Here is a 23845-nt window from a genome sequence, read left to right on the forward strand (position 1 = left end):
CCTTGCCAATGTATAAAAAAAATTCCCAACAATACTAGGCAGTTCGCCAATGTGCCCGCCAGAGGCACCTAGCTGCCGCCTCATGACAATGACACATCGGATCTTTGCCCCGCATGTGAGCGATATACCGCCGCACCCCCCCGCCCTCAGTGGACAGCGGCCGCTGACAGTCTGGCTGACGGGCTTAAGCGGTGCGGGCAAGTCGACGCTAGCCGATGGGACACAGCGGTGGCTGGATGAGCTGGGAATCCGCTCTCTCCGTATTGATGGAGACCAGTTACGCGCGGGACTATGCCAAGATCTCCAGTTCTCGGGCGAAGATCGCCACGAAAATGTGCGTCTAGCATCACACGTAGCCAAGCTCCTCAACGACCAGGGCTCGCTGGTGCTCGTATCGATGATCTCGCCAACCGCGTTCGACCGGAAGACCGCCCGCGAGATCGTGGGCTCCGACCGCTTTCTCGAGATCTATGTGAGGGCCAATCTGAAGGAGTGCCGCGCGCGCGACCCCAAAGGCCTCTACGCCCGCGTCCAGCGCGGCGAGATTACCCAGTTCACCGGTATCAGCGCGCCCTACGAGCCACCGCAGGCGCCAGACCTGACCATTGACACCACCACGGCCAGCGAGGCGCACTGCGTCGGCGTTCTCGCCCGGCTGGTCCTCCGGCATTGCTTGCAAGGCGAGTCCATGACCCTGCAACTGGCCGCACCAGTCTTCTAAACGAAGACGGAAGGAGATAAGGTGCTCTATCGGCGCCCTCACTGCACAGCACCTGGCCGGCGAGCGCCTTGCTTCGCCGTTGGGCGGAGCTATTTCACGCATCCGAGCCTACCATGACCGAAAACGTCAGGAACGTCATCGTCCACTACCACATATTCAAGAATGCGGGCACCACGGTCGATGCCATCCTCCATGCCAACTTCCCCGCGACAAACGGGGCGGTCGAAGGCAAGTACCCCTGGGACACGCTGACAAACCAGGACCTACTCGATTTCATCCTGGCCAATCCCCGGCTCGATGTCATCTCCAGCCATCAGGCGAGGTTTCCGCTGCCACAGCACCCCAACCTGCGCGTTCACCCGATTGTCTTCCTCAGGCATCCGATCGACCGTGTCGAATCGGTCTATCACTTTGAGCGGCAGCAGGCGCCGGACAGCCTCAGCCCGAGCGTGCGTATCGCGCAGAACACTGATCTGAAGGGGTTTGTCGAGTGGGGGTTGTCGGACCAGGGAACCGCGGTTTTCCGTAATTTTCAGACCATTCATATCGCTGGAAGACAGCGGGATATGCGAAGTGCCCGGGCAAGCCATACAGACTATCTCGTGGCTAGTTCGCGGTTGCGAGAACTGCCGTTCGTGGGCATTGTGGACAGGTTCGAGGACTCGGCCATCGCGCTGCAGCGCAAGCTGCGATCCAACTTTCCGGCCATCGACTGTTCCGCCAGGGCCGTGCTAAACCGCAGCGAAGGCAGGGCAGACAGCCTGTCCGCCCGTATCGAGCGCATTGCAAGCGATCTGGGAGACACGCTCTTCGACCACCTGCTGAGCCAGAATCGGTTCGATCTAGATTTGTATATGCAGGCCGTTTTCCTGGGGGGCGAAAGAAAGCGGGCAAAACGTGCCGCACGATCAGCCCATAAAAGCGACTTATACATAACTTTATTGGTAAAATGCGGCTCCTCCGGCACGCCGATTTACCATCCATAACAAGCGCCCGCCACGCCGAACGTAAGGTGCGCCCGCTCACAATCGGGCAGAACTCCTCATGCGCCCCAAGTTGACCGGAACGCCGCAAACCACGGCCGCCGGAATCGGCGGAATGGCGATTGGCGTGTGACATAATTCCCCCCTCGCGGCATTCTGCGGGCTACCCGACGTCCCGGCTCGGACGTATCCCCGATTTCCGCTCCCAAGAACAGGAACAGAACACAAATGCCATGCCCGGAAAGCCTTCCTTTCGCTCCGGCCTTCTCGATCACAAAATCGAGGAGGAGAAAAACGGTTGCGCACTCCGGAATGTTCCTCGTGCTGGTCATTGTCGGCGTGACTTATCTGCGGTTTGCGCCGTGGCTGCCGTCCGCCTTCTATGGCGACGATCTCTACAACTTACTCGCCACTCGCCCGGGCGGGGATTTTGCGCACAGCTGGATGCAAGCATTAGCCGGGGTTTTTTACGAGAAATACCGTCCGGTTTTCGTCACCATCTGGTTCGCACTGGCAAGAATCTTCAATGAGGATCTTCGCGCCTTCCTGATCTTCAATGGCGTGGTGCATACCCTGAACGCAACAATTTTCTATTTTCTTGCGCTCGCCCTATCGAACAGAAACAGGACTGCAAGCCTCTTCCTGACGCTGGTCTTTGCCAGTTCCCGCTTCGCCTTGTACCAGGTAACACAAGGCACCGGACCAGTGGAATCGGTAGCGCTCACCTTCTTCCTCCTCATGCTGCTGGCGATCGTGCAGGCGTTGCGGCAACCTGAACGCAGCCGCTGGCAATGGATGGCGCTGGGCGCGCTGATTTTCGCCATGTACACCCACGAGCGCTATCTGGCGGCGTCCCCATGGCTTGCGGCTGTCCTCTTTGTCCTTGCACTGAAGCAGCCAGGCCGGCGGGCCGCAACGTTTGTTCCGGCCGCATTGAGCCTGCTCACGCCCGCCTTCAATTTCCTTGTCAAGACCAGCCTGCTCGATAGCTCATTCTTTGTCGGTACCGGTTCGACCCACCTGAGCCTGAATATCGGGGCCAGCATTGACCGTTTCCTGCAAGCTTTGCTTTCCATCATCGGCATAAACCATGGCCCCGACTTTCTGGCTGGCCACGACGTAATCTCCGGATTTATGGCCGGCAACAACATGGACGGCGGTGTCCTGGCGGCCTCGGCGTTGGTGCTCGGCCTCTGGATACGGACCGTGATATGGGCAGCGTCCGCCACCAGGACGAACGAGCCCGACCGTATCTATATCCTGGTCTTCCTGCTTGGCTTGCTTATCCTTATTCTGGTGCCACCGGCCCTGACCATCCGGATGGAACAGCGATGGTTATATGCGCCATTCTGTCTTTTCCTGCTTGGCTTTGCCTGGGCCTGCGGCACCGTGAATTCCCGCGTCTTGCTGCCGACAATTGCGAGCGTCATTGCCTGCCTGTGCCTGTTTGGCATCGACACCTATATGCAAAGGTACTTTCAGAATATCTACATGATGAGTTCGTCGGCCGCGGCAACGCTGGCTAAACGCGATATTGTCGATAGTAAAGCCGCCCCCAAGGGAGCGCCATTGCTATTGCTGGCTTCAACGGATCATTGCAAATGGACTTTTATCGAGGGGCGTTTTTTTGAACTCTATGAAGGAGTTCCTCGCCAGGTCTATTGCGAACAGGATCCGCAAGCATTTGAAAAGCTGGCAGCCATCCATCCTTCAGCATACGTATTCAACTATATGCCGGGCGTGGGCTTCAAATCCATGCAAAAGCAAGCAGAAAAAGCTATTCAAGGGCACTCATGATTCAAGAGAAAAAACTGGATCCCCATCTCCTCCTGGAGATCCGTCGGCGGCTAGTTCGCATGCATTATGAGAGCGGCGTGGGTCACGCCGGCGGAAATCTGTCTGCCATCGACGCACTGGCTCTCCTGTTCAAGGAATACGTCGGCGAGGACGATCATTTCATCCTCTCGAAGGGTCATTCCGCGGGCGCGCTCTATGTCGCCCTGTGGAGCGCGGGCAAGCTGCCCGAAGAAGCGCTGAGCACCTTCCACAAGGACGACACCCTGCTGGCAGGCCACCCCCCTGCCAAGGGCATCAAGGACATCATGTTCGCGACCGGCAGTCTCGGCCACGGCCTGTCGCTCGCGGCCGGCACAGCGCTCGCGCTCCGGCTGGGCAAGACGGACGGGCGGGTCTTCTGCCTGACGTCCGATGGCGAATGGCAGGAAGGCTCCACTTGGGAAGCCCTGATCTTCGCGCGCCACCAGCAACTATCGAACCTTACCGTCGTGGTCGACCATAACCAGTTGCAGGGATTCGGCACGACCACGCATGTGGCGTCGATGGCGCCGCTATGGGAAAAGCTGCGCGGCTTCGATGTCGAACTCGATGTGATCCCCGGCCACGACCTCGACCTGATGCGCCAGGCGTTGGACAAGCGGCCCGGCCGACCGCATTTCATTTTTCTGGAAACTACCAAGGGAAAGGGTGTTTCCTTCATGGAAAACCGCATGGAATGGCATTACCTCCCCCTCACCGAAGACCACTATAAGAAAGCGATCGAGGAGCTGACCAAGCCATGAGAAAGCAATTGTGTGATGCTCTGGTCGCCAGGGCTGTGGCCAAGGACTCGAAGATGGTCTTCCTGACCGGGGACCTCGGCTTTATGGCCCTGGAGCCCTTGCAATCGGCCATGGGCGAGCGCTTCATCAATGCCGGGGTTGCCGAACAGAACATGATCTCGGTAGCGGCCGCCCTGGCCCGCCAGGGCCTGGATGCGTGGGCCTACAGCATCGCCCCGTTCTGCTATGCGCGCCCGTTCGAGCAGATCCGCAACGACATCTGCTTCCACAAGCTGCCGGTGCGGCTGATCGGCAACGGCGGCGGCTACGGATATGGCGTGATGGGGCCGACCCACCACGCCATCGAGGACTATGGCATCCTGCTGACCCTCCCCAATATGATGGCCTTCACGCCGGTATTCGATGAGGATGTCCCGGCGGTGGTGACACGCGCCGGCGGCTCTTCCTTTGCCGCCTACTTGCGCCTTGGCCGCGGCGAGGCGCCCAAGGGATACGCGGTACCGCCATATGCTCCCTGGCGCCAACTCGTGGCGGGAACGGGTATGCCGGTGGTGGCAGTGGGCCCCCTGGCAGGCACCTATATCGAGGCGCTTGCCGCACTGCCCGAGAACGTGCGCCCGGCCCTGTGGGCAATCAGCGAACTGCCCCTCGCCCAGAACCCCGCTCCCCGGGAACTGATGGCCCAGATCGCCCGCACTGGCGTCCTCTGCATCGCCGAGGAACACGTTGCCCAGGGAAGCTTCGCGTCTGAGTTTGCTCTGCACCTGATGAAGAACGGCGTCGCGGCCCGCGTGGCGCATCTCTGCGCGAAGTCCCATCACTACGCTCGCTACGGTTCGCAAACCTATTTGCGCAAGGCGTCCGGGCTCGATGCGCACAGCCTGCTTTCGACTTTGAATCTCGCCTGATTGCGAAAGATATAGATACCAATGCTTGATCTAAGTTCGGAAATCCGTGCGCTGCGCGGCCCCGTTGTCATCACCGGCGCCGCCGGTTTTGTCGGTGCAAATCTCTTCAGGAAGATTTTCGCAGTACGCCGCGATGTCTATGCCGTCGTTCGCGGCGGGAATTTCTGGCGGCTGTCGGATGTACCCGACAGCAACCTGCTGCGTACCGATGTCAACGACCCTGCGGCCGTCAAGCACCTGATCGATACGATCGCGCCGCAGACGGTCATGGACTGCGTCGCGTATGGAGCGTACTCGTTCGAGCAAGATCCCAACCTGATCTATCAAACCAACTTCAACTCCATTGTCAGCCTGGTGAGCCTCCTGGCCAGGCAGGGGATCTCTGCATATGTGCATGCGGGAAGTTCGTCGGAGTACGGGAACAACAGCGCTGCCCCCCGCGAAGACGCAGCGGCGGAACCCAACAGCCACTATGCGGTATCGAAAGCCGCCGTCGCGGAGTACCTGCGGTACATGGGCAAGCAGCATAACTTCCCATGTGTCAACCTGCGCCTGTATTCCGTCTACGGACCGCTGGAGGACGGCTCGCGCCTGATTCCCAACCTGCTGCGCAAGGCGCTGTCGGGTGACCTTCCCCCCTTTGTCTCCCCGGAAACCTCCCGGGACTTCGTCCACGTCGACGATGTGTGCGCGGCGTTCATCAGTGCTGCCATCCGCATGAATCCGTCGCTGTATGGCGAAAGCTACAACATCGGCTCGGGGAAAAAGACGACCATTCGCGAACTGGCCACGCTGACGCGCGAATTGTTCAAGGTGGAAAAGACGCCAGAGTTCGGCTCGATGGAAGGCCGCGCCTGGGACCTCGCCGACTGGTACGCAAACGCAGAAAAAGCCGAGGTTCAACTCGGCTGGAAGGCCGGCATTGAGTTGCGCGACGGCCTGCTTGCGACCGCCCAGTGGGTGCAGACGCTCAGCCCGGCTGATCTTGCAGAGCGCTCCAAGCTGTCCGTGCGCAACCGCCGGCGCAGTGTGACTGCCATCATCGCGTGCTATAAGGATGAGCCGGCGATCCCGGTCATGTATCGTCGGCTCACGGAGACCTTCCATAAGCTGGAGATTGACTACGAGATCATCTTTGTCAATGACTGCAGCCCGGACAACTCCGAAGAGGTGATACGCGACATCTCGAAGAACGACCCGCGCGTCATCGGCATTTCGCATTCCAGGAACTTTGGATCGCAAATGGCCTTCCGCAGCGGCATGGAGTTGGCGTCCAAGGATGCCGTGGTGCTGCTCGACGGCGACCTGCAGGACCCGCCCGAGATCATCGAGGCATTCTATGCCCAGTGGGAGAAGGGCTTCGACGTGGTGTATGGCCGGCGCATCCAGCGCGAGATGCCATGGCATTGGGGCCTGCTGTACAAGGCTTTCTACCGTGTCTTTGCTGCGTTCAGCTATGTCAAGATTCCTCTTGATGCGGGCGACTTCTCCCTGATCGACCGCAAGGTTGTTCACTGGCTGCTGGCCTGCGAGGAGCGGGATCTTTTCATGCGCGGGCTGCGCGCTTACGTCGGCTTTCGCCAGACCGGCGTCGACTATGTCCGGCCAGAGCGCATGTTCGGGCATACGACCAATTCCTTCACCAAGAATATCGACTGGGCAAAGAAGGGGATCTTCTCGTTCAGCAACGTTCCACTCACCATGCTGACCTCGGCTGGCCTGCTGTTGCTGACGCTGTCGATCCTCGCGGCCTTTGTCATCGGGGTCCTCCGCATCGCTTTCCCCGACATCGCACCGCGCGGTGTCACGACCATGCTGATCGCCATCCTGATATTCGGCTCCCTGAATCTGTTCGGGATCGGCCTGGTGGGCGAATACATCGGGAAGATCATGCTTGAGGTCAAGGGAAGGCCGCGCCTGATACGCGCAGCACTAATACGCAACGGGAAGGTTTCAGAGCAGACGGCAAGGCCGTGACGCCAGCCCGTGCTGCGACAGTGCAATCCCTCCCATCCGAAACGGCCACGCGTGGCGGCAAATTCGCCCGCCGCGCATAGAAGACTTATATGCAACTGGAAAACCGTCACCAGAGGCCTTGCCCGGTCTGTGGCAATAGCCCTGAAGCCGCGAAGATGTACTTCGAGGAGCACATCGACACCTCCAAGCTGAACGAGTTCAGCTTTGCATCCCGCAAGGCGCCCGAGTACCTGTGCTATCAGATGGTGCAATGCCCTCGGTGTGACCTCGTCTATGTAGATCGCCCGCCATCGCAGAATGCACTGGCGGAGGTGTATCACGCGGCGGAGTACGACAGCAGCGAGGAAGCCGCCGATGCCGCTCTCGCCTATGCCGGCATTGTCGGCCCAGTCATGAAGGGGCGCCGGATCAAAGACGCGCTCGAAATAGGAACAGGTACCGGCGTATTTCTCGACACGCTCAAATCGTTCGGATGCGAGAACGTGGTGGGCATCGAGCCGTCGTCGGCAGCCATCGCCGCGGCACCAGAATACCGGCGCCCCTGGATCCGGGAAGGCATCTTCAGGGAGAGCGACTATGCACCGGAATCGTTCGACCTGATCTGCTGCTTCATGACGCTTGAGCATGTCAGGGAACCGAAGGAAATTGCCAACTCGGTCATGAACCTCCTCCGTCCTGGCGGCGCCTTCGTCACCGTCACGCACGACTACCGCAGCCCGATCAACAGGCTGATGGGCAAGCGCTCCCCGATCATAGACATCGAACATATGCAGCTATTCTCCCAGCGCAGCATCGGGGCGCTGTTCAGTTCGACAGGTTATGTGGACGTGGCAGTCCACCCCTTCGCCAACAAGTATGCCTTGCGATATTGGACGCGCCTTGCACCCCTGAGCCCTGGCCTCAAGAAGATGGCGGGTTCGCTGCTGGGCGCGTTTGGCATCGATGGACTGAAGCTCTCCGTCAACGTCGGCAACACTGCCGCAATCGGCTTCAAGCCCATCCGCTGACGTGCCAGGATTTCATTTCAACCGGCTGGGGCGATTCCCGCGCTTTATCGCGGTGGGCGTGTTGAACTCGCTGTTTGGCTTTTGCGCTTACTCGGCATGCATCCTCCTGAAATTCCCTCCCTGGGCTGCGCTCATCGCCGGCAATGCGGCGGGCATTGCCTTTAACTTCCTGACCACAGGCGGGCTGGTCTTTGACGACCTTTCGCGCAAGCGCTTTCCCCGTTTCGTACTCTCTTACCTTGGGCTTTACCTACTGAATCTCGGTTTGGCCCATCAGCTCATTCCGCTGGTCGGTGGGCCCATCGCCAGCCAGGCCTTGCTGACGCCCCCGCTGTCGTGCATTTCGTTCCTATTGATGTCCCGTTTCGTTTTTAACAAGAGAACCGATCCGTGAAATGCGGGGACCACATGCCGCGGCGGCCTGAGCAGGCTGCCGCCGGCGATTGAATGGCGGCAACGCCGCCACGGACGGATGACACCTCGACTAGTAAGTGCGACATGCAACAAGAAAGAAGCGCTCTACGCCACGCCATACTTGAAGCTATCGCTCTCGCGGCGATTTTCCTGGTCGTGCATGCCCTGGTGCTCGTCTATGTATTTCCAGGCTTCTACGACCCCTTCTGGCCGCATCATTCCGACTACTACATCGCCCAAGCGCTCGCTTACAACGAAGGCGGCGTCCTGCAGATCCTGACCCAGCCCAGGCCGCTGGCACTGCTGCTGTTTTCGCTATTCGGCCGGCTGGGCATCCACGGATCCGTCATCGCCTCATTCGGCGTCGTCGTTGCGAACTATGTCGGCATCGCAATGATGATGCGTCGGGCATTCCGGCTTCCGGTCGGGCCGGTACTCTTTGCCGCCGTGGCGAGCTTCGCCTATTTGCTGGCATCGCACCCATACCAGTACGAATTCTCGACCTGGGACATGTTTTCGCAGATGTCGTTTCTGTTCCTGCTGCTGGCAACGAGTCTCATGCTCCGGGGTCACGCCCCCTGGCAGGTGTTCCTGGTCGCGCTGATGGGCTTTCTCGTGAAAGAAACCTATGCGGCGTCGGCAGCGATGCTCGCACTTGCATGGCTTCTGTATCACAAGAAGTCGGGCGCGCGGGCAGCGCTCTCACCGCTGGCCATCGTGCTCGCGGCATTCGTGCTGGCCTTCGCGATCAACCGGATCAACGGCTCCCCCTTCACCGGCGGCGCGGACTTCGCCGGCTCGCCTTACCAGATCGTGCTCAGTCCCTGGTCGGTGCTTTCGCAGTGGGCACAGTACGCCGTTGAGGGCGTGTCGCTTGCCAGCGCGGGCGTCATCGTCCTGACCCTCGCGAGTATTGTGCTGGTCTTTGGCGGCGCGAGCGCCGTTGCCATGACAGCCTTGGCAGTCGCCGTCTCGGGCACGCTGGCGTGGCTGCCCAACTCCGTGCTACCCAATCACCATCACTCCGCCTATGCGTGGAACGGCGCATACCTGCTCTATGCCCCAGTGATCCTCCTGGCGGCGGTCTTCCAACGAGGCGCCCCCGGCTTCAAGCTCCTCGTTTCGGCCATCGTCGCCGTCGCCATCTGCAGCCCGGCCGGATTCGCCGGCACGTACGCCAAAGAGAGATGGACCGTGGACAACCAGCTCCGGCAGAAGCGCCTTGTGACCGCGCTCCAGGGCCTGATCGCAGAGCTTCCTCCTGGGCAGTCTTCCGTCGTCGTCTCCGGCCTGAACGGGCCATTCAGTCCCTATGACCACTGGCAAGCCATCCTGTCCATGCATCCACCCGCCGGCGTGCACTTCTATGTGATGCGCTATCCGGAGAAGTTGCCGTCAGGCGGCGCGTCCGTGTCGGCCATCGAAGGGATCAATGCCGCGCGAGGGATTGTGAGCTGGATAAATCCGGATCAGCTGGAGGGTATGCACGCCGACCGTGCATGGCTGTTCCGCTCGGATGGAAGCGTCGCCCGTACGCTCGACCAGCAGAGCCGACTTGCGGGCGTGCCCGATTTCGGGATCAGCGGGCAGGATCTGGTGAAGTACCCGGATCTCCTCGAGTTCGCGTCAGCGCCGCAAGCCGCCGATGCTGGGGATGCTGGGGATGCGACGGGATTCCGCTTTCTCAAATGCGGGACCTCGTTTCTCTCCTACAATGCGCCGGACCGCGCTGAATTATGCCTGCGGCGCAGCGCCGAATTGATTCCTGGGAATCCATACAGCCACTATTACCTGGGCAAGGCGCTCGAGGCACTTGGACGCTTCGGCGAAGCGCGCAGCGCATACGCGGCAGCGGTGGCAAACGCCGGTGCGTCGCCAAACCCCGCTTTCAACCAGGCATTGGAAACATTGCGGCGAGACGATAAATCCTGAGCCGGCCTCTCACTAGGCAGGCGGCCCCGGGGATCGGGCATTGCCCTGGCTATGCGAGCGTGGCCAGGGCGTCGCTGAGTTAGAGATAGATCCTGCGGCAACCAACCAAGACCATATTATGCAAGACTTAAAGACTTCCCCAGGCTGGCATGGCCTGCTCCGCGGCACGAGGCTCTCATCCATTCTGGAAAGGGACGGAAACAACTTCGACCTGTTGAGGCTATGCGCGGCCCTGGCCGTGATGTTTGGCCATTCCTTCTGGCTGCAGCCGGCGCATGGCCGCACGGAACCCATCCTCACGCACACGGGCCTGGAATACTCGGGCAGTCTCGCCGTCTACACCTTCTTCGTGATCAGCGGGATGCTGGTATCCGCCAGCTACCAGCGCCAACGTTCCCTGGGGCGTTTCGTCCCGCTCCGGCTTGCTCGCATTTATCCGGCACTGATTGCCTGTGTTTTCCTGACGACCTTCGTGCTGTACCCGATCCTGTCCACAGGCGGCATGGCCAACGCACTGCTAAGCGGGGAGGCAAAGGAGTATTTCTTCATGAACGTCGGACTGTTCTGGGGGATCCAGTGGACGCTCCCTCACATCTTTGAACACAATGCAATCAAGGGGGTAGTAAACGGGTCCCTCTGGACTTTACCGCTTGAACTGATGTGCTACCTGATGGTCATTGCCGCCGGGCTTATGTCGGCCTATTCGTCACGGTTGAGGCTTGTGGCACTGCTGGCCGTTATCGGCGCGGGCATTGCCTACCTGGCCAGCCATACCTCAAATTACGAATTGCTCCGCAGCATTGTCAACAAGCCGACGGGGTATTCGTTTTATGCTCCGCCGTTCTTTATGGCCGGCATGCTGCTGTATGCTGTCCGCGATCGCGTGATCGTCAGCTGGCCGGTCGGGATCGCCCTGGCGATCGCCTATATCGCGGGACGGCACTCGGCGCTTGCCGCCCCGCTGTTCTACCTGGCCTTCGTCTATGTTCTCCTGTGCCTTTCCGGCGACAGAATGCTGCGGCGCATCCGCCTCGTGAACGACTACTCGTACGGGGTGTATCTCTGGGCGTTCCCCATCCAGCAGATCGTGGCAGCGTACGCGCCGGAGATGGACAACCTGGTGGGCCTTGCGATCTCCATTCCCCTGACCATCATTGCGGCGGCCCTTTCGTGGCATATCGTCGAGAAGCCGTCGATCCGCCTCGCCAGGCGGCTGGCCACATCCCTATCCGCCGCTTCTGGCGGCAAGCGCAACCCCGCCGCTCTGTAGCGGCGCCGGCCGCCGGCCGCACACTTGCCTGCCACCACAGACCACATCAGCGCACCGGGCAGCGATCCTTATCGATGCTTCTTGCCGCCAGCAGCCTGTGGCTGTGGCTCTCCACCAGTACGAACAAGAGCCCGTCCCGGACCCAGGGACCGGTCAGCTTACGCCCTTCCCGCCCGCCACTCTCCCATAACTGGGGTTTGCCGTCCGGCTTTTGAATCCACAACTCGACCTCGCGCGGCCCCGCCTCGCCGACATGCCATTGCGCCTCGGCTATGGCGCCATTCTGCAAGGCGGTGCAATCCGCCCCGGGAAGCAGCCGGATATCGAACGCGACACCGGGCACCGCCGGTGCCCCCACCGCCGCCTGCAATAGCGATATCCCAGGCAATGGATCGGGCCCTGGCGCATGATACTTCGCGGCCATCATTCCCCCAGCCAGCAGGACGGCAATCGACGTGATGAAAGCGAACTTCTTCATGACGTGCTCCTATTGTCCGTGAAACGGCCAGATTTGATAGCGCGCGGCGCCGCGCACATTGAGCAGCGTCGGTGCCGCGTCCGGCCCACGGCCAGGAATCGCCCACATGGTCACTTCGCGAAGGGTCACGACAGGCACGGCGTGCAGACTTTCGATCGCCGCCAGGACCGCCTTGCTCGAGCCAGGTCCGGTGACGACATGGCTTACGCCGGTCGCCCGCACCAAGCGCTGCCAGAGCGCGCCGGTGGCATCCTCGTCCGCCTTGCGGGACGCCGCCAGCATCGATGGGTCGTACCACGCCGTGGTAAATGCCCTGCCAGCGAACGGAGCAATGTAAGGACGCTCGCGGTCGGTCAGGATGACGCTTGCATCCGCCCCGCCCTGTTCCAGCAGGTAATCAGCCAGCGCCTTCTCCGGCGCAAAGTTCTGCTCGAGCTGCCTCGTTCCGCTCTTCAGCCAGAACTTGTCCCAGATGATGCGTTCTCGATAATGATAGGAACTACTGGGCATGAAAGAGATGTTGAGCAGGACCATCGCAACGACGACGGCAACCAGTTCCCGGTCGCGGAGTCCCCAACGTTTGAAACCCGCCAGCGAGAGGGGCAACAGAAGAGTGAGCGCGGGAAAGATATACCGCAGGTATTGGATACTCGCAAAGGTCGCGAGCAGGCTGGCCAAGACAACCAGGAGTGCAGGCCACACCTTGCGCGAGCATGCCGCCAATACTGTGCCGCCAATCAGCCCCAGAAACAGGAATCCCGCCGCGCCGTCGTAGGCCTCCATGTAGCGCACGCTATGGAATGCAAGATCCCATGGCGTGGACAAGCCCATCGCCGTGTGCCAGCGCATGTCGTTGAATCGCGCAAGGTCGTAGTACGGGGAACGGAAGATATCGTTGAATACCGGAAGCACCGGGTTTCCGGTAATGAGCGCACCATAGAAATAGCTCGAACCCGTAATCAGGAGCACCAGCGGAAACCACCTGGCGACGAGCGCGAGATCGCGCCCGACCTGCCGCCCCCAGAGCGTCCAGATCACCAGCGGGCCGACCAGGAGGACCTGTGTTGCCTTGAACGCCATCAGGGTGGCACACAGGAGGACAACCGCGACGATCGAACGGTTGCGGCTGGTTCCGTTCTTGATATGCAGCACCGCGGCGATGCACGCGGCACTGGCGGCGGTGAGGGAGCTCTCCGCCTGCATGCTGCCGAGCAGAGGCAAGACCAGCGGCTGGCTGGCAAAAGCCGCCACCGAGACCCAGCGCAACCTGTTGGACAGGCCGAGGCTGCGCCCGATATCCCACAGGAAATATGCCGACAGGCCGAACCAGACCGCATTGACGACACCGCGTGCTTCCTGGTTGGCCACCACCGCCACCATTGCCTGGACAATGTCGGCCACCCAGGGCGTCATTGCCCAGACCTGGGTGGCGGCGTCCATCCTGTAATAACCGAGATGGCGCAACTGGTCCGTCAGGGACAGGTGCAGCACCATGTCGTCATACTGTACGGTTGGCAGCCACAGGCTGGTCGATGCGATAACCAGCACGGCGATGGCCAGCAGGGATGCATAGGGTGCCCCCCGGACGGCAAGCCGCCAGCCGACCAGGGAATCCCGCACTGCGCGGGCGATCACGCGATACCGCAATAGCCAGATCGCCAGCAATGCGATCACATAGATCAGCGGCTTGTGGATCGGGAAAGGCAGCAGCCAGCCCGCGGTTCCGCCCAATACGACCATGCCGATGAGCAAGGCGAGCGCCCAGCGCCGCCGGCCCATTGTCGGCACAAAAGTCGAACCGACACCCAGGGCCGCACCGCCAAACAGGACCATGGCGACCGCCGGACCGAAACCGACATGCGTGCACAGCAAAACGGCGGCGATCACGGCAAGCGCCGTGCTGGCTGAGCAGCGTTTCGCCTTGGCCAGGGCTACGGCGCACGCCAGCAAAACGCCGGCAATCATGATGAATTCCGCGATGCGGTTGCCCTGCCATTCCGTTCTCACGGCGGTCGTGGCAAATCCTGCGGCTATCAGGATCGGGCCCAGCCAGAGCAAGAGCCTGGCTGACAGAAGACGGGCGGCTGAAATCATGTCAAAGGAGTGAAGATGGATATCGCCCCGGTCCGGCAATGATCGTCGGTGCCGATCGTTGCCGGACCGGGCCGTCTGGCAGGCCAAACAGGCCGCAGCTCAGTGGCATGCCGTCATACTTGCGCGCCGGCGAAAGCCCTGATTGCTATGGGGTGCGATCGATTGTCCCATCATCTGGACGACCGCCTCCGCGAAGATCGGCCGCGAAGAACCAAAGCGATGTCGCGGCCGGCATCGATGAAATCCGGGGGCGGGTCCTACTTGCCAGCGGGGGCGCTGGCGGCATCCACCCCTTCGCCGGCTCGCTTGCGCAGGCCCCGGCGTATCGTGAACAAACGGTGAATAGGCCGCCTGGGTACGCTGGCAATGTCATATCCGACGAACGCCAGCAACAGCTGCAGGCCGAACAACAGCGACAGCGCAACGATCATCAGCGTACCCACGGGCGTTGCCGTTCCAGCGGCCGTCGAGTTGTGCCAATGGTAGATGCCGAATACCAGGCCGAAGCAGAAGATTAGCAGCCCGAATACCAGTTCCAGCGAAGCCAGCGAAACATCGCGAAGGAAATAATTGTAGAAGAGGCGTTTGCCGAAATTCCTGAGATGCTTGCGAAGGAATTCGCCCAGTATGCGGGAGATCTTCAGGTTGCTGACTTCTTCGCCGTACACCGCGTCCATCGGCACATCGACTACCACTGCACGGTAGGTGCAAAGGCGGAACAGGATGTCGGTCTCGAAGAAATAGCGCTCGCTAATCTTGTCGAACGGCAGTTTCGCGGCCACGTCGGCATGGATCGCGGTATAGCCATTGGTCGGATCGAAGATATTCCAGTACCCGGTGGAAAGCTTGGCGAGAAACGATAGCCCGGCATTGCCGAACAAGCGCATCGCCGGCATGCGGCTTATATTGGAAAGATCGTAAAAGCGGTTGCCCTTGGTGTAGTCAGCCTCGCCACCGAGGATAGGCATCACGAACTCGCGCAACAGCGACGGATCCATCTGGCCGTCGCCATCGATCTTGACGATCACCTTGGCGCCATCCGCGATCGCGGCGCGATAGCCGGTCATCACCGCACCACCGACTCCCTTGTTCTTTTCGTGCTTGACGACGGTCACACGCGGGTCGGTACAGTGCGCCTTGACGTACTCCCCGGACCCCTCGGGACACGCATCGTCTACGACATAGATAGCCGATACCAGTTCATCGATGCGTTCAATGACGGACAGGATGAACTTCTTTACCTTAAAACAAGGAATGACGACGGCTATATCGAATTCATCGCCAGCGAAATTTATATTTCTGTCACTCATGCCGGAAATCTCTTAACTTAACTCAGCGATAAATCCAATATCTGGAAACCACGAAACCTGCCACGGCCAGCAAGCCATCAGCAAAGGGTTTTACCAGCCATGCCAGCTGGAGCCCCTGCAGCCGGTCCACCGAAGCGATAACCACGGTACTAGCCAATGCAGTGCCCGACCACAGCACGATATATCTGAAAAAATGCCGGAATCCCAACTCGCTATCGATTTGCGCTGAGAAAGTCTTCTTTCCGTTCAGCCAGAACCCAAGCAACGCTCCCAGCACCCGGCCGGCAATGTTGGCCTTCACGGCGCCAACGCCAAACGAAGTCAGCAAAAAGAAGCAGAGCCAGTCGACCCCCAACTGAACGCCTCCAATGACTCCATACGAAGCCCCCTGCCTTATCAAGCTCATCCCGCCTCCCCACGGCGGCCCTCCGCAATACGGAGCCGCGCGACACATCTTATCCCACAGCCAAGTTCGCGGCGTTGGCGTCACTATCACGCCAGATCCCCGGAGTCAAATCGACCTGGCACCCCCGCGGGCGCTGACTGACAACGCAAGGGAAGTACCACACCGTCCTCAGCGCAACCCGCGATTCTAACGTATCTGATGTCCCGATGGCCTTCAGAACGCAACGAATCCAGCGTCGCCCCGGCATCGGCGGAAATCTCGCTGCCCTACCCGCTCCGCTCCCTCCATGGCAAGCCCGGACAGAATCAGTTACATAATGAGGAACGCTCTGCTTGACAGTGAATATCGACGGTACAAGACTGGAACGACACCGCTGCACTCTCCCCGCCACTCATATCGACCCCTCCCACAACGCAGAGAGGCATCATGAATTGAGCTCGAGTCGAACCGACTTGTCCCGTTTGCAAGGCTGCCGGCGGCCCTTATTGTTTCACCATCGAGAATATCGATTGCTTCCCCTGTGGATCCTGCGAATCCATTTTTTGCAAGCCTTGAATTTTTGCCAGGATCGAGGCAGACAGGGTCCGGAATTACAATGAAGACTACTGGCGAACCGAATTGCAGGCAGCCGGGGAGTACTACTGCGGCGCATCTAGCCAGGGCGTCGCCGAGACCTTCTTCTACTGCAGACGCCCGCTCAGGAGATTCGTCGATATCGGTTCCGGGCCCGGCTATCTCCTGGATGCGCTCTCGCTCTTATTGCCCGACGCACCCCATACTTTTACGGATTCGAATTATTTCCTCCCAGCGAAGAAAACCGTTCGCGCCATCCGAATTACCACACCACTTTGCTGTCGGAAAATGCCGGGGACAAATTCGACGCAGGGGGTGTGCATCGAAGTCATTGAGCACCTGACCCCAGCCACCCTGGGCTGCTTGCCCCGAGATTTCGCCGATGTGTCGAACCCGGGCGCGCTCTATCTGTTCAACTCCGGACAGCCCTCCTATGTCAGGCGGGAAGACCCCGGCTATCTCGACCCTTTGCAAAGGGGTCACATCGTCTCGTACGGGATCAAGGGTCTGCCCCGTTACTATCTTCATGCCCCGATAATTGGGGCTTTGGCCAGCCAGGCCCGGCATGATTCCTGCCCCCAGTCGTCCATGATCCGGGGGGTGTTGTCACCGGGTCTGGTGGGTGGCTGGTGATCGCTAATAGGGGCTCGGCCGGAACATCCTGAGGCCGTCCGTAACGTGGATGCCGAGACTTGCCACCGTTGTTGCGGCCAATCCGCTCAATCCGCACAAACTTCGATGCAAGAAAACCAACAACACGACTCCGTCGATGTCTTCGTCGGCGTTGATGTAGGCAAAGGCCATCATCACGCTGTCGCGCTCGATCGGACCGGAAAACGCCTTTACAACAAAGCGCTGCCCAACGATGAGGCCAAACTGCGCGCCCTCATTACCGACCTCAAGGCACACGGCCGACTCCTGTTCGTCGTCGATCAGCCCGCCACCATTGGCGCGCTGCCGGTCGCAGTCGCCCGCGACGAAGACGTCCTGGTCGCCTATCTGCCGGGTCTGGCCATGCGCCGCATCGCCGATCTGCACGCGGGCGAAGCCAAGACCGACGCCCGCGATGCCGCGATCATCGCCGAGGCCGCGCGATCGATGCCGCATACGTTGCGCTCGCTTCGACTCGCTGACGAGCCACTCGCCGAACTCACCATGCTGTGCGGCTTCGACGACGATCTGGCTGCCCAAATCACCCAAACCAGTAACCGCATCGCGGCCTGCTCACCCAGATCCATCCCGCACTGGAAAGGGTTCTGGGGCCGCGCCTGGACCATCCGGCCGTGCTCGATCTGCTCGAGCGCTACCCATCGCCCTCTGAGCTTGCCGCGACCAGCGAGAAGACGCTCGCCAACCGCCTGACCAAGCTCGCCCCGCGTATGGGCAAAGGCCTTGCGGCCGAAATCGTTCAGGCGCTCGGTGAACAGGCTGTGGTCGTACCCGGCACGCAGGCGGCCACCATCGTCATGCCGCGTCTGGCCCAGCAGCTCGCCGCCTTACGCAAACAGCGTGACGAGGTCGCCAGCGAAGTCGAACGCCTGGTACATGCACACCCTCTTTGGCCGGTCCTGACCAGCATGCCGGGAGTCGGCGTCAGGACCGCCGCCAGACTCCTCACTGAAGTCGCGCACAAAGCCTTCGCTTCGGCCGCGCATCTTGCCGCCTACGCCGGTCTCGCGCCGGTCACCCGCCGCTCAGGCTCGTCTATCCGCGGCGAACATCCGTCCAGGCGGGGCAACAAGGTACTCAAGAGAGCGCTCTTCCTCTCAGCCTTTGCCGCATTGCGAGATCCGGTCTCAAGGGGCTATTACGCCCGCAAGGTCCAGCAAGGAAAACGCCACAATCAGGCGCTCATCGCTCTCGCCAGAAGACGTTGTGATGTGATGTTCGCCATGCTGCGCGACGGCACCCTCTACCAGCCGAAATCCGCCTCTAACGCTTGACGAAACACATAGGGGCACCCCCCTGCGAACTCCGGCTTCAACCCGCTCCCCTTGCAGGGCCGCGACTGGGCCTTTCTCGCCGAATTCGCTCCCGCGCGTGCCAGCGAAAACCCGATCGACGATCTGTTCGCATGGCATTAGTCCCCACTGCCGGAGAACATTGCGGCCCTGAAGAGCTCTGGCTTTGGGCCGCTCAAGTTCCACCTGGAGATGGATAGCGCACACTGCTATATCGAGCATGCCACCATGCTCGACCGAACTCGCTGGGCCCAATCGCTCAGCCGCGCACTGGCTGCGCATCACAGGCAAAGCGGCGGGGCACGCCAGCTGCTTAGCCGACTGTTTGCGCGCAAGGATTGACCTGCCCCTCACCAAGCCACGCCAGCCGGCTAACCGGCCCGCCGGCGCCTCGCCACCAGCCTGCGGCCACGCCGCAGGAACCGTGCGGCGTTGCGCATGATCGTCAGATGCGTCACCGCCACTACCAGGAAACCCAGGAACAGCCAGTTGTCGGTCATGCCCGCCTTCCACGCGGCAACCCCGACGAGCCCGAGCAACGCATTGCTGACAAGGATGATCCAGACCACCAGCACCGGGGACAAATCCATCCGGATCAGCACATGGTGCAAATGGGTGCGGTCGGCCGACAACGGATTGCGACCCGAAATCATGCGCCGCGTCACTACCGCCAGCAGGTCTATCAGCAGAAACCCGGCGACCCAAAGCATCAGCACGGGCGGCACATGGCGGCCGACGTTGTAGGCGGGCTGCGACAGCTCAACCGCAAACCAGACAATGCCGAAGCCCAGCATCAGGCTGCCCGCGTCGCCAAGGAAGACGCGCTTGCGGCCGCGTAGCGGATTCGGCATGTTGAAGAACAAGAAGCCCAGCAACGCACCGCACAACACCACGCACAGGCGCTGCGCCGAGTTGCTGCCGACTTCGCCGGAGAGGTAGGCGAGCCAGGCGAAGATGATGAACGCCAGCCCGCCAGCCAGGCCATCCAGTCCATCCATCATGTTCATGGCGTTGATGACCGCGACCACGGCGAACAGGGTCAGCGGGATGCCCCAGTTGGCCAATTCGATCTCGCGCTTGCCCATCAGATCGCCAAGGGACATCAGGAACACGCCGCCCCAAGACGTCATCAAGATGGCGGCGAATATCTGGAAGCCAAGCTTGGTCAACGGCGTCATGCCCCTCAGGTCGTCTACCACGCCGACCATCGCCAGCACGGTCAGGCCGCCCAGCAAGGCAACGTAGTGCCCCTGGTCGCGCATGAACATGATGGCGCCCACCCAGACCGCGAAAGTTATCGCTATGCCACCCACCAATGGTACGTCGCCGTCGTGGCGCTTGCGGCCGCCCGGCCTGTCAAGCAGGCCGCCCCGCTCCGCCAGCGGCCTCAAGGTCAGCGTCGCCATCGCGCTGACCAATGCCACCATTAGAGGTACCCAGAAGAAATCGAACATAGTGTTCTCTACGATTGCCGGCTCGCGGGAAGAAACCGGAAGCTCCAATAGCTTGCGGATGTCATCAGGCGAAGCAGGCTTTTGACGTGCCAGTTGAGATAGCGGCGGTCACGATGGCTTTGCCGCTGCGCATCGTGAATCACTCGGGCAGATTGTACCCATGCGACGCTGCGCCCCAGACGGTGCAGCCGCAGGCAGATGTCGATATCCTCGCAGTACAGGTGGTAACGCTCGTCGAAGCCGGATACGGCTGCGAAGCTCGGGCTATCGAACAGCATGCACATGCCGGCAATCCAGTCGACCTGCTGCACCGGCGTCCTGACGGAATAGTCTGGCTCGGAAATCCCGCGCAGACGGCGCAGCGCCAGGCGCACAAGCCCGGGGACCCGGCGCGCGCTATCCTCCACGCGCCCGTCCGGCGACAAGACACACGGGCCAGCCACGCCGGGATGCGCGGCGATCTGCGCCACCAACGCTTCCAGCCCGACATTTGGCGGAAAGCGCACATCGGGATTCAGCACCATGAACAGTGGCGTCCTGCATTCACTGAACGCCGCATTGTGATTGGCGCCAAATCCCTTGGGCAGTGCATTCACCTTCCACAGGATCGGGCAGCTCGGGCAGTCGCGCAGGCCGGGCCGGCTGTCCGGGATGTTCTCGGTCACAATGACTTGCAGCGGCACGGTCGCCGACAGGGCCTGCAGTTGTTCCAGCAATGGCGGCAGCAGCGCCGACTGGCCATGGCTGACGATGGAGAATGTGATCTGCATTCAGTAGTACGCGCGCAACGCGCAGGCGCAGAAGGTGCCCTTGCGCGTTGCGCGACTTCCCGTCTGTTGGTCGCGAGCAGGGCCCGCGCGCCATTTTGTTTCTCTTGGAACTTCAGGCCTGCCGTACCAGTGCGATGGCGGGATCGATTTCCTCCAGGGCCCTGACAACCGTGCAGCTTACATCAGCCACGCCCGGCGATGCTGTGCCGCCTTCGTGGCGGAAGAACCAACGCTGCTCGATTCCGGCCGCAGCTGCGGCCTGCATGTCCTTGGCGGTATCGCCGACCATTGCCGAGCGGCCCATATCCAGCCCGTAGGCATCCCGCGCGGCTAGCAGCATGCCTGGCGCCGGCTTGCGGCATTTGCAAGCCAGCAGGTAGTCGCCCAGCCCCGAGCTCGGGTGATGCGGGCAATGGTAGACTCCGGCGATCCTGGCACCCTGCTCCTCGAAGCGTTGCAGCATCCAGGCGGTGAACGCCTGGAATTGCGCCTCGTCGTAGTAGCCGCGCCCGATACCGGCCTGGTTGGTCACCACGAACACCAGCATGCCTGCCGCATTGGCGCGCCGGACCAGCCCAAAAATGCCGCTGACAAACACACAGTCTTCCGGGCGGTGCACATAGCCCGTGTCCACATTGATGACCCCGTCCCGGTCCAGGAATAAAGCCGCTACGCCCATTACCGCCCTGCGATCAGAGCGGGCACCCTGGTCTGGGCCGCCCGGTAGTCGTCGGGCACGCCGATATCGATGAAATCGCTGACCCCAGGGTGGGCGGAAAGGTGGATCTCGTCGATAAAGCGACCGAGGAAGTCCTGCTCGAACGAGAAGCGCTGAGGCAAGCCGGGGCGATCCGCCAGGGCGGCCTTGCGTAGGTGGTAGACACCGGCGTTGATCAGGCCCGGGCCATTGCGGCCTTTCTCGATGAAGGCGCAGATGCGCCTTGCGTCATCGATTTCCACGGTACCGTAGCGCGTGGCATCCGACACGTTCGCCACCGCCAGCGCCACGTCGGCGCGCGTCGCCTCCGCGTCGGCGACAAAGGCCGCCAGGTCGACAACCGCGAGCGTATCTCCGTTGAACACGAGCACATCGTCGCCGGGAATCTCGGCGACTGCCTTCAGGATCGCGCCGCCCGTGCCGAGCGGCTCTTCCTCGACAATGTAGTGCAGCCGCATTTCGCCAAAGGTGTCGCCCATGCCGGCACGCACCTGCTCGTGGCGGTAGCCAACCGAGAGATAGGCGTCGCGCAGCCCCTGGTTCTCGAGTTGCTTGAGCAGCCACCACAGGAACGGCTTGCCGGCGACGTCAGCCATCGGCTTGGGCAGGTCGCCCAGCACGGAGCGCAAACGGGTGCCGAGTCCACCGGCAAGGATGAGAGCAGGCTTCATGGGCGCGGGAAGATAGCGGCTTCGACGAGACCGCAGATGATATGGCCGAGCAGCAAGTGCCCTTCCTGGATCTTGGGGGTCGCCGCAGCAGGGATCTCGATGGAGATATCGCAAAGCTCGGGCTTAGCCCAGCCGTTCTGGCCGGTGAAGCCAATGACCAGCAAGCCGGCCTTGCACGCCTCTTCCATGGCCAGCAGCACGTTGGGCGACTTGCCCGAAGTCGAATAGGCCCAGAAGATGTCGCCCTTTGCGCCGACAGCCTGTACCTGGCGGGCAAAGAGCTTGTCGTAGCCGTAGTCGTTGCCGATGGCGGTCATCACCGAGGAGTCCACGGTCAGCGCAAACGCGCAAAGGCCGGGCCGGTCATAGTTAAAACGGCTGACGAACTCACCGGCAATATGCTGGGCATCAGCGGCGCTGCCGCCATTGCCGGCCAGCAGCACCTTGTTGCCTCGCTTGAGCGCCTCGCAGATCCGCAACGCGCATTGCTCGGCACGCGAGATCAGTGCCTCGTCAGCCCTGATCTTCGAGAAGATATCGATCGCCTTGTCGATTTCCTGTTCAATGAATGCCCTCACGCCTTTCTCCAGGATTGAGCACCGCTTTCGGTGAAGTTACAAGTAAACACCTGGCCATTGAATTCTGCCAGGGTTCGCATCACGTCTGGCCTGCGGGCAGGATCGACAAAGAACATCATGAAGCCGCCGCCGCCTGCCCCGGAAACCTTGCCGGCCAGTGCGCCGGCGGCGATCGCTGCGTCGTAGACCTCGTCGATGGAGGCGTTGCTAATACTGTCCGCCATTTTTTTCTTCGACGCCCAACCGGTGCGCATCGAGTCAGCGAACCCGTCGAAATCTCCCTTGAGGATTGCTTCCTTCATGCGGACGGCTTCTTCTTTCACAGCATGCAGCGCGTTCAGGGACTTCTGCTCGCCGCTCTTCACGTGGGCGGTCTGCTGGGCGATGATCTTCGCCGACTCGCGGGAAACGCCGGTGTAGAACAGCACCAGCGACGACTCCAGTTCGGCCTTGATATTGGCCTTGATGCGCAGCGGGTTCACGATGACCCGGTCACCGTAGAACTCCATGAAGTTCAGGCCGCCAAAGGCCGCCGCGTACTGGTCCTGCTTGCCGCCCGCCATATCGAGGTCCACGCGCTCGATCTGGTAGGCCAGGTGCGCGATCTCGTACTCGCCCAGCGGCAGGGACAGCAGTTCGCAGAATGCGTGGACCAGGGCGACGACCATGGTCGACGAAGAGCCGAGGCCAGACCCCGGGGGCGCTTCCGAGTGTGTCGTGATGGACACGGGAATCGGCTGCCCCCGGTTGAAGTCCCTGACGATGCGGTTGTAGACGCCAACGTGCAGGTCGAGTCCGTCGACGCGCCGGAGTACTGGCGTGCACGGGCCGGTCCACGAACGCTTGCTATCGGCGGCGACCAGTTCGACCTGGGCATCGTCTCGCGGCGCAATGGTCGCGTAGGCGAATTTGTCGATCGTGACGTTCAGCACCAAGCCGCCGAAATCGTCGGAATAAGGAGAAACGTCGGTACCGCCACCAGCAAGGCCAAGGCGAAGCGGGGCGCGAGCGCGAACAAGAGAAAACTGCGACATAGTTGAA

At 61.2% G+C, this 23845-nt stretch carries 21 protein-coding genes and 1 pseudogene; 12 read left to right on the forward strand and 10 right to left on the reverse strand.

Annotation, left to right across the window (positions count from 1 at the left end; translation table 11 throughout):
* The first annotated feature begins 88 nt into the window (after positions 1–88).
* The 10 genes from cysC (at position 89) to A9975_RS34055 (ending at position 11791) form a co-directional block, all read left to right on the forward strand.
* Entirely contained in the window at positions 89–721 is a 633-nt protein-coding gene (cysC, locus tag A9975_RS34010; protein ID WP_183036792.1) for an adenylyl-sulfate kinase, read from the forward strand.
* Positions 722–834: 113 nt separating this feature from the next.
* The gene (locus tag A9975_RS34015; RefSeq protein ID WP_183036575.1) at positions 835–1707 is read left to right on the forward strand and encodes a hypothetical protein; all 873 of its coding nucleotides are present in this window, start codon (positions 835–837) and stop codon (positions 1705–1707) included.
* Between the two features lie 309 nt (positions 1708–2016).
* On the forward strand, positions 2017–3501 hold the full coding sequence (locus tag A9975_RS34020; RefSeq protein ID WP_183036576.1) for a hypothetical protein: 1485 nt from the start codon (positions 2017–2019) through the stop codon (positions 3499–3501).
* Entirely contained in the window at positions 3498–4283 is a 786-nt protein-coding gene (locus A9975_RS34025) for a transketolase (protein ID WP_183036577.1), read from the forward strand. Before A9975_RS34020 ends, A9975_RS34025 begins: the two co-directional genes overlap by 4 nt.
* Positions 4280–5191, forward strand: a complete 912-nt coding sequence (locus tag A9975_RS34030) for a transketolase (RefSeq protein WP_183036578.1) — start codon at positions 4280–4282, stop codon at positions 5189–5191. Before A9975_RS34025 ends, A9975_RS34030 begins: the two co-directional genes overlap by 4 nt.
* Before the next feature lie 21 nt (positions 5192–5212).
* Positions 5213–7168, forward strand: coding sequence for an NAD-dependent epimerase/dehydratase family protein (locus tag A9975_RS34035; protein ID WP_183036579.1), 1956 nt, complete (start codon positions 5213–5215; stop codon positions 7166–7168).
* Positions 7169–7257: 89 nt separating this feature from the next.
* The gene (locus A9975_RS34040; protein ID WP_253928642.1) at positions 7258–8175 is read left to right on the forward strand and encodes a class I SAM-dependent methyltransferase; all 918 of its coding nucleotides are present in this window, start codon (positions 7258–7260) and stop codon (positions 8173–8175) included.
* Position 8176: 1 nt separating this feature from the next.
* Entirely contained in the window at positions 8177–8569 is a 393-nt protein-coding gene (locus tag A9975_RS34045; RefSeq protein WP_183036580.1) for a GtrA family protein, read from the forward strand.
* Positions 8570–8673: 104 nt separating this feature from the next.
* Positions 8674–10521, forward strand: a complete 1848-nt coding sequence (locus A9975_RS34050) for a hypothetical protein (RefSeq protein ID WP_183036581.1) — start codon at positions 8674–8676, stop codon at positions 10519–10521.
* 118 nt (positions 10522–10639) lie between these two features.
* A complete protein-coding gene (locus tag A9975_RS34055; protein ID WP_183036582.1) occupies positions 10640–11791 on the forward strand; it encodes an acyltransferase in 1152 nt (383 codons plus the stop codon).
* A gap of 46 nt (positions 11792–11837) precedes the next feature.
* Here A9975_RS34055 and A9975_RS34060 read toward each other — a convergent pair whose 3' ends face one another.
* The 4 genes from A9975_RS34060 to A9975_RS34075 all read right to left on the reverse strand — a co-directional run bounded on the left by A9975_RS34060 (position 11838) and on the right by A9975_RS34075 (position 16079).
* Entirely contained in the window at positions 11838–12269 is a 432-nt protein-coding gene (locus A9975_RS34060) for a hypothetical protein (RefSeq protein WP_183036583.1), read from the reverse strand.
* A 9-nt stretch (positions 12270–12278) separates the two neighbouring features.
* The gene (locus A9975_RS34065) at positions 12279–14363 is read right to left on the reverse strand and encodes a hypothetical protein (RefSeq protein WP_183036584.1); all 2085 of its coding nucleotides are present in this window, start codon (positions 14361–14363) and stop codon (positions 12279–12281) included.
* 257 nt (positions 14364–14620) lie between these two features.
* Complete coding sequence (locus A9975_RS34070) at positions 14621–15673, reverse strand: glycosyltransferase family 2 protein (RefSeq protein ID WP_183036585.1); 1053 nt, start codon at positions 15671–15673, stop codon at positions 14621–14623.
* A gap of 22 nt (positions 15674–15695) precedes the next feature.
* Positions 15696–16079, reverse strand: coding sequence for a GtrA family protein (locus tag A9975_RS34075; RefSeq protein ID WP_183036586.1), 384 nt, complete (start codon positions 16077–16079; stop codon positions 15696–15698).
* 618 nt (positions 16080–16697) lie between these two features.
* Here A9975_RS34075 and A9975_RS34080 point away from each other — a divergent pair.
* Together A9975_RS34080 and A9975_RS34085 are read left to right on the forward strand one after the other, a co-directional pair.
* Complete coding sequence (locus tag A9975_RS34080) at positions 16698–17285, forward strand: hypothetical protein (RefSeq protein WP_183036587.1); 588 nt, start codon at positions 16698–16700, stop codon at positions 17283–17285.
* A 49-nt stretch (positions 17286–17334) separates the two neighbouring features.
* Positions 17335–18595, forward strand: a pseudogene (locus tag A9975_RS34085) (IS110 family transposase).
* A 389-nt stretch (positions 18596–18984) separates the two neighbouring features.
* Here A9975_RS34085 and A9975_RS34090 read toward each other — a convergent pair.
* From A9975_RS34090 to A9975_RS34115, 6 genes are all read right to left on the reverse strand, one after another.
* Positions 18985–20067, reverse strand: coding sequence for an MraY family glycosyltransferase (locus A9975_RS34090; protein WP_183036588.1), 1083 nt, complete (start codon positions 20065–20067; stop codon positions 18985–18987).
* Positions 20068–20075: 8 nt separating this feature from the next.
* Entirely contained in the window at positions 20076–20783 is a 708-nt protein-coding gene (locus A9975_RS34095) for a glycosyltransferase (protein ID WP_255504197.1), read from the reverse strand.
* 166 nt (positions 20784–20949) lie between these two features.
* On the reverse strand, positions 20950–21516 hold the full coding sequence (locus tag A9975_RS34100) for a D-glycero-beta-D-manno-heptose 1,7-bisphosphate 7-phosphatase (RefSeq protein ID WP_183036590.1): 567 nt from the start codon (positions 21514–21516) through the stop codon (positions 20950–20952).
* Positions 21516–22226, reverse strand: a complete 711-nt coding sequence (locus A9975_RS34105; protein ID WP_183036591.1) for a nucleotidyltransferase family protein — start codon at positions 22224–22226, stop codon at positions 21516–21518. Before A9975_RS34105 ends, A9975_RS34100 begins: the two co-directional genes overlap by 1 nt.
* Entirely contained in the window at positions 22223–22804 is a 582-nt protein-coding gene (locus tag A9975_RS34110) for a D-sedoheptulose 7-phosphate isomerase (RefSeq protein ID WP_183036592.1), read from the reverse strand. The genes A9975_RS34105 and A9975_RS34110 overlap by 4 nt, the downstream gene beginning before the upstream one ends.
* Positions 22801–23838 carry a dehydrogenase gene (locus A9975_RS34115; protein ID WP_183036593.1) on the reverse strand — a complete coding sequence of 346 codons (1038 nt, stop codon included), beginning with the start codon at positions 23836–23838 and terminating at the stop codon, positions 22801–22803. Before A9975_RS34115 ends, A9975_RS34110 begins: the two co-directional genes overlap by 4 nt.
* Positions 23839–23845 lie beyond the last annotated feature (7 nt).

This window comes from Cupriavidus sp. UME77 (genome assembly GCF_014170355.1).
Taxonomy (GTDB): Bacteria; Pseudomonadota; Gammaproteobacteria; order Burkholderiales; family Burkholderiaceae; genus Cupriavidus; species Cupriavidus basilensis.

Bases quoted from the DNA above. Each gene is read 5' to 3' on its own strand.
- cysC (WP_183036792.1), top strand. From the start codon at position 89: ATGACACATCGGATCTTTGCCCCGCATGTGAGCGATATACCGCCGCAC.
- A9975_RS34015 (WP_183036575.1), top strand. From the start codon at position 835: ATGACCGAAAACGTCAGGAACGTCATCGTCCACTACCACATATTCAAG.
- A9975_RS34020 (WP_183036576.1), top strand. From the start codon at position 2,017: ATGTTCCTCGTGCTGGTCATTGTCGGCGTGACTTATCTGCGGTTTGCG.
- A9975_RS34025 (WP_183036577.1), top strand. From the start codon at position 3,498: ATGATTCAAGAGAAAAAACTGGATCCCCATCTCCTCCTGGAGATCCGT.
- A9975_RS34030 (WP_183036578.1), top strand. From the start codon at position 4,280: ATGAGAAAGCAATTGTGTGATGCTCTGGTCGCCAGGGCTGTGGCCAAG.
- A9975_RS34035 (WP_183036579.1), top strand. From the start codon at position 5,213: ATGCTTGATCTAAGTTCGGAAATCCGTGCGCTGCGCGGCCCCGTTGTC.
- A9975_RS34040 (WP_253928642.1), top strand. From the start codon at position 7,258: ATGCAACTGGAAAACCGTCACCAGAGGCCTTGCCCGGTCTGTGGCAAT.
- A9975_RS34050 (WP_183036581.1), top strand. From the start codon at position 8,674: ATGCAACAAGAAAGAAGCGCTCTACGCCACGCCATACTTGAAGCTATC.
- A9975_RS34055 (WP_183036582.1), top strand. From the start codon at position 10,640: ATGCAAGACTTAAAGACTTCCCCAGGCTGGCATGGCCTGCTCCGCGGC.
- A9975_RS34060 (WP_183036583.1), bottom strand. From the start codon at position 12,269: ATGAAGAAGTTCGCTTTCATCACGTCGATTGCCGTCCTGCTGGCTGGG.
- A9975_RS34065 (WP_183036584.1), bottom strand. From the start codon at position 14,363: ATGATTTCAGCCGCCCGTCTTCTGTCAGCCAGGCTCTTGCTCTGGCTG.
- A9975_RS34070 (WP_183036585.1), bottom strand. From the start codon at position 15,673: ATGAGTGACAGAAATATAAATTTCGCTGGCGATGAATTCGATATAGCC.
- A9975_RS34075 (WP_183036586.1), bottom strand. From the start codon at position 16,079: ATGAGCTTGATAAGGCAGGGGGCTTCGTATGGAGTCATTGGAGGCGTT.
- A9975_RS34090 (WP_183036588.1), bottom strand. From the start codon at position 20,067: ATGTTCGATTTCTTCTGGGTACCTCTAATGGTGGCATTGGTCAGCGCG.
- A9975_RS34100 (WP_183036590.1), bottom strand. From the start codon at position 21,516: ATGGGCGTAGCGGCTTTATTCCTGGACCGGGACGGGGTCATCAATGTG.
- A9975_RS34105 (WP_183036591.1), bottom strand. From the start codon at position 22,226: ATGAAGCCTGCTCTCATCCTTGCCGGTGGACTCGGCACCCGTTTGCGC.
- A9975_RS34115 (WP_183036593.1), bottom strand. From the start codon at position 23,838: ATGTCGCAGTTTTCTCTTGTTCGCGCTCGCGCCCCGCTTCGCCTTGGC.